The sequence below is a fragment of the Candidatus Desulfolinea nitratireducens genome (assembly GCF_982879505.1).
Genome location: NZ_CEYOSI010000043.1, coordinates 8,598 through 14,627 on the forward strand (window position 1 = coordinate 8,598; position 6,030 = coordinate 14,627).

At 52.2% G+C, this 6,030-nt stretch carries 6 protein-coding genes; all 6 read right to left on the minus strand.

Annotation, left to right across the window (positions count from 1 at the left end):
• Positions 1–115: 115 nt before the first annotated feature.
• A complete protein-coding gene (gene lysX / locus AC3DOM_RS05690; RefSeq protein ID WP_487918061.1) occupies positions 116–991 on the minus strand; it encodes a lysine biosynthesis protein LysX in 876 nt (291 codons plus the stop codon).
• Positions 992–1,066: 75 nt separating this feature from the next.
• Complete coding sequence (gene lysW / locus AC3DOM_RS05695) at positions 1,067–1,234, minus strand: lysine biosynthesis protein LysW (RefSeq protein ID WP_487918062.1); 168 nt, start codon at positions 1,232–1,234, stop codon at positions 1,067–1,069.
• Between the two features lie 113 nt (positions 1,235–1,347).
• Positions 1,348–2,760, minus strand: coding sequence for an argininosuccinate lyase (gene argH, locus AC3DOM_RS05700; RefSeq protein ID WP_487918063.1), 1,413 nt, complete (start codon positions 2,758–2,760; stop codon positions 1,348–1,350).
• 132 nt (positions 2,761–2,892) lie between these two features.
• The gene (locus AC3DOM_RS05705) at positions 2,893–4,161 is read right to left on the minus strand and encodes an argininosuccinate synthase (protein ID WP_487918064.1); all 1,269 of its coding nucleotides are present in this window, start codon (positions 4,159–4,161) and stop codon (positions 2,893–2,895) included.
• Positions 4,162–4,497: 336 nt separating this feature from the next.
• A complete protein-coding gene (locus AC3DOM_RS05710; protein WP_487918065.1) occupies positions 4,498–5,349 on the minus strand; it encodes an MBL fold metallo-hydrolase in 852 nt (283 codons plus the stop codon).
• A gap of 190 nt (positions 5,350–5,539) precedes the next feature.
• Positions 5,540–6,030: MFS transporter (locus AC3DOM_RS05715; RefSeq protein WP_487918066.1), on the minus strand; the 491-nt coding region annotated here is incomplete at its 5' end.

Here is a 6,030-nt window from a genome sequence, read left to right on the forward strand (position 1 = left end):
ACCCGTGTAGCCAGAGCCACCAATAATGGATACTTTAATCATAATTATTCCTTTGGACGTAGTAACGACTTTAGTCGCTCTAGATAAGAAAAGGACTAAATTCCTTACTACGTTTTTACAAAACTTCAATCTCTTGTCTTGCAACTGACATGAGGTAGTCAACGATCAGGTTGGGAACATCGACACCTGTGGTCGGGGCAGCAGTGTGAAATTCCATCGTATGGTTGATCTCGTTGACCAAATAGCCGCGCTCGGGATGCTCGATAATATCCACAGCCAGCAAACCACCCCCAACGGAGCGCGCCGCATCCTGACAGATCTTCGTCAGCTCAGGTGTCAGCGGGCAAATTTCTCCCTGACCTCCGCGTGCGGTATTGGTGATCCAATGCGGGGAGTGGCGGTAAATGGCGGTAACCGCCTCATCGTTGACAACCAAAACGCGGATGTCGCGATCCGGTTTATCGATATATTCCTGGATATAAAAAATCGAGTGTTCGTAGGAGCCCAGGACAGATTTATGTTCGAGAACGGCCTCGGCGGCATCGCGGTCGTTGATCTTTGCCAGCAGCCTTCCCCATGAGCCGACCATCGGTTTCAGCACGATGGGATATCCCATCTCTTCGATCGCTTCAAGCGCGGCTTCCACTGTGTAGGCGACTCTGGTTTCCGGTTGAGGTACCTTGGCACTTGCCAGGGCTGTGACAGTTGCCAGCTTATTGCCGCAAACCTCGGCGACCAGGGCGGTGTTGACGGTAGGGATTCCCCAGGCGTTGAGAATCCGTGTGGAATAGAGTCCGCGCGCATAGCTGATGCTGCGTTCAAGAATGGCGTCGTATTTCAGCCACGGATCGGGGTCATTCAGATCAAAGGAGATATTGCGATCATCTAGACGGTCATAGTCGATGCCGCGCTGCTCAAGAACAGCGAAAATCCATTTTTCTTCGACACGCACCCGAGAGTAAAGCACGCCGATCTTTCTTTGTTTGGCCATAGTGCCTCCGGCTAAATCAACGAATCAACGATTTTACGTTTTGCTGCCTCGTTGATTCGCTGATTCGCAGAATCCCTACTCTCCCCAGTCCTCTTCTTCCATCGGAGCTAATACGACAGTGGCAGGATCGAGGGAAGTGACTTCAAGGTCAACGCCGCAATCAGAGCAAACGACGATCTCGTTTTCTTCGGTACCAGAATCAAGATCAAATTCGGCGGCACATTCGGGGCAGTTTGTAGACATAATTAGTTCTCCTTAAAATTAGTTGAGCAGTTGGTTGGTTTGGTAATTCTTTGTTTGATTGTTCTGAAGTGATACGTGATGAGTGAAATGTGAGAACAATCACTCGTCACGTATCACTTTTCACGCTTTAATTCTTCCTTTGCGCGTTCAATCTGCGCTTTGACTGCATCTGGGGCAGTGCCACCAAAGGCCGCGCGTTTTGCAATTGAAGACTGTGCATCAAAAACCTGATAGACATCCTGATCAAAGACCGCGTTGACTTTCTGAAATTCAACCAGCGAGAGGGCATCGAGCGGTTTTCCTTTTTTAATAGCAGCGCGGACAATTTCTCCGCTGATGGCATGTGCTTCTCTGAATGGCACCTCGCGCGCCACGAGATAATCTGCCAGATCGGTTGCCATCATGCTGGCGTCAATCGCGGCTTCCATCCGCGCGGGGTTCACTGTCAGGGTCTGGAGCGCACCCGCTAGCACGGGCAGCATCGCGATCAAGGTATCGAAGGCTGCAAAAACGGGCACCTTATCTTCCTGCAAATCCTTGTCATAAGTCGAGGGCAGCCCTTTCAACGTCGCCATCAACCCCGTCAAATACCCGAGCAGTGTCCCGGCTTTGCCCCGCGCCAACTCGAAGGGATCGGGGTTTTTTTTCTGGGGCATCAAACTTGAACCGGTGCTGAAGGCGTCGTCCAGCTCGAAGAAGCCGAATTCTGCGCTGGTAAATAAAACCATTTGCTCAGCGAGTTTGCTCAGGTGTGTGCCGATCAGTGCGGCGACAAAGAGAAATTCAGCGGCGAAATCACGGTCGGATACAGCGTCGAGGCTGTTGGAGGAGGGGGCATCAAATCCCAGCGATTCGGCCAAAGCGATTCGGTCAATCGGATAGGGAACACCAGCCAGCGCACCCGACCCCAGGGGCATAATAGCGACGCGGCGAGTCATCTCCGCCAATCGGGCTTGATCCCGTTTTAGGGGCATCAGATGGGAGAGCCACCAATGACTGAGCAAGATCGGCTGCGCCCGTTGCAGATGCGTATATCCGGGCATGATGATTGCACCCTCACCCCAGCCCTCTCCCGAGGAGAGAGGGGATAAGTCGGATTTTGCGCGTTCAACGAGCGCGGATTGAAGCTCGTTCAGCGCGGCATCAAGCGCAGGGATATGGTCGAGCAGCCAGAGCCGAAAATCGGTCGCGACCTGGTCATTGCGGCTGCGTCCAGTATGGAGTTTGCCCGCCAGCGGGCCGATGATCTCACCGAGACGACGTTCCACGGCGGTGTGGATATCCTCGTCGTCGGGGTTGAAGGTAAATGCCAGGGACTGAAACTCAGCCTCAATTTGACGGAGGCCAGCCTGAATTTGGGTGTGTTCCGCAGCGGTCAGCACATTCGCTTTATGGAGGGCTTCTGCCCAGGCGAGACTGCCGCGCACGTCCTGCTCTGCCATCCGCTGATCAAAAGAGATCGAAGCGTTGAGGGCGAAAGCATCGTTGTTGGTTTTCTGAGAGAAACGTCCGTGCCAAAGGGTCATATGGTCTCCTGGTCTGACTGGTCATACAGTCTCTGAGCGGAGCGACCGGTAGGGAGAGTAGTCGAAGAGCGGTTCTTGCATTCCGTCCTTCGTCTTCAGGCTCACTTCGTTTGCCTTCCGCTCAGGAACTGGTTAATCTCTTTTGAACCTGGAATAATCCGGTTTGGGCATATCGAGGCCAGAGATGGGCAGTTTATTTAGCGCGCGCACTTTGAGTGGTAATCCATAAATATGAATGAAACCCTCGGCATCCGATTGGTCGTAGACATCTTCCTGACCAAAGGTGGCGAAATCTTCACGGTAGAGGGTGAAGGGGCTTTTGCGTCCGACGGTGATGATATTGCCTTTGTAGAGTTTCAGGCGGACGGTGCCCGTAACTGGACCCTGGGTGCTATCAACAAAGGCATCGATGGCTTCTTTGAGCGGGGTGAACCAAAGGCCGTCATAGAGCAACTCGGCATATTTGAGAGCGACGACATCCTTATATTGAATGGTGGCGCGGTCAAGCACCAGTGATTCAAGCTCTTTGTGTGCAGCCATCAAAATCGTGCCGCCGGGGGTTTCGTAGACACCGTGTGATTTCATCCCCACAAGGCGACTCTCTACAAGGTCGGCCCGGCCAATTCCATGCACACCGCCAATGGTGTTGAGTTTGCCGATCAACGCTGCGGGAGTCAGTTTTTCTCCGTTAAGTGTGGTAGGTATGCCGGAGTCAAAATCAATTTCGATATAGACACCTTCTTCGGGAGCGTTTTCAGGAGATGCGCTAAGCAGGTACATGCCCTCATTTGGCTCGACCCAGGTCTCTTCAAGATCGCCGCCCTCGTGCGAGATATGCCAGAGATTGCGGTCGCGGCTGTAGATCGATTTCTTGGTATTCGGGACGGGGATACCGTGTGCGGCAGCGTAATCGAGGGCATCTTCGCGGGAGCGGATGCTCCACTCGCGCCAGGGGGCGATCACTTTGAGACGCGGATCAAGGGCCATCACAGTCAGTTCGAAGCGGACCTGATCGTTGCCTTTGCCGGTTGCGCCGTGAGAAATGGCTTGCGCACCGACTTCATGCGCGGCTTCGACGAGATATTTCGCGATGATCGGGCGGGCGACAGAAGTGCCAAGCAGATATTTACGCTCATAGATCGCACCAGAGCGCATCAGCGGAATCAGATAATCGCTGGCAAATTCGGCGGTCAGGTCTTTGACGATGAGCTGGCTGGCGCCACTGGCAAGGGCTTTCTCTTCCAGCCCATCCAACTCCGCGCCCTGACCGACATCGGCAGTGAAGCAGACTACCTCGCAGCCATAATTCTCTTTTAACCAGGGCACGATGACGGAGGTATCCAATCCGCCAGAATAGGCCAGAACAACTTTATTGATCGGGTTTGTAGGGTCAGGTGTCATTAATTTTTTCTCCTTTTGCCCTTTCTGCCCTCATCCCCGCTTCGCTTCGCTTGTTCTCCCTCTCCCGCAAAGCGGGAGAGGGAAGTCCGAGCGTAGTAAGGACGGGTGAGGGAAAAGGGTTCAAATAAAAAAAGTCCTCCTTGTGGAAAGGAGGACTTTGTGTGTAAAACAGAGTGTTTCTGTGCGTTGCTACTTATTCCAAGCGCAAACGCCCGACCTTCCCAATGGGGGTATCAGGGTTTTACGACGAGGACGACGAACAAGATTTAGGTACATATTGGGCGAGAGTTTAGCATTGTGCCAGGGATACGTCAAGGGTTTTGCCAAGCATGTTATCTAAAAAATTTGTAAATCTTTGCCAATTTCCACCTTACCCCCATATCCTTCTGCGATCTCATCCAGAATTTCCTGCTCGCTGCCTCCCCAAAAGAGAGTGTGATATAAGACGATCAATCCGGGGTTTGCTTTATTGGCAAGCTCAGCAAGTTCAATTGTCGAAGTATGATTGATCGCATGATATTTTTTCCAGAACTCATCCTTCTGATCAAAGGCTTTCTTGAAATAGACCTCATGGATCAATATATCTGCCCCACGGCTGTACTCGATGATCTTCTCACAAGGAGCGGTATCGCCTGAGACCACGATCACTTTATCAGGCGTGGTGAAGCGGTAGCCATAGGCATTCGGCCAGGAGCCATGTTTGACCAGAAAAGCTTCAGCTTTTATTTTTTCATCTTCGTATACAAGCCCCTCACTGATCTCGTGCGCGTTGACGCGCCAGCCCTGATTATTAGCTGGTTCGAGTCCATATAAGCGATATTTGATATCGTCTCTGTAGGCCTTGAGAATATTCTCTGTCATCTCTATGATGCCATCGGGGCCATAGACTTCCAATGGCCTGTCTCTCCCCATCACCCAGGGAGTCAGGATCAAATCCGGATAGCCAATCGTATGGTCCGAGTGCATATGGGTTAGAAAGGCTACTGTGAGATTCTTGATCTTGAGTTCATCCAACGTGCCCCCATATCTTGGTGTGAGTGCAGCAGCCTGGCGGACTAATCCTGCCCCAAAATCGATCAGATAGGGTTGCTCATCGACAAGGATCATCAACGAAGGCCCAGAATGCTTCGGATCAGGGTTTGGATTGCCAGTGCCCAACAAGATTAGTTTTGTGCGGGATGATTTCATTTTTTCTACTCAGTAACAAAAATATTTTGGAAAATATATTAGACTTCTTGTAAAAGTCCCTTTTTGACACTGCTCTAGCCGCCGTCCTTTGCATCGCATTCTTTAGGGCGGCGGCGGGGCCGCCGCCGGGAGCACATATGCAAGAGGTCTATTCAATACAACCTGTATTGCCCCTAAATCGGATTATAGCCTAAGCCTTAGCTCCGCTTCTCTCTGGTGGCGTTGCCCAGAGCCCGGCGATGGCCAGACCAAAGAGAACCACAGCGAATCCGGCCAGGGAGATAAAGAAATCCCCGCTCAGGTCAAATGAGATTCCCATCAGGAAAGGACCGATACTACTGCCGGCCACAGCCGCGGTCCAGACGCTGCCCCGAATCTTCCCCAGGTGTTCACGTCCAAAATAACGCACCCAAACGGTGTTGCCCAGACCACCCCACAATCCCTGCGCAAACCCCAGGATGAGTGTATAGACCAGAATAACCGAAGTTACCGGTACGCTGATCAGCGCGCCGATGGCAAGTGCATAGAGTCCCAGCGCACCAAATGCCATCCAGCGCAGTTCTACGCGATCCGCAATCACCCCGCCCACGATCTGGAATACAGCAGAAACAACCATCAGAATTGTAAAACTGGCTGCAGCCTGCCCTTCAGTCAGGCCCTTGGCGGTGAATATCGGTAGCA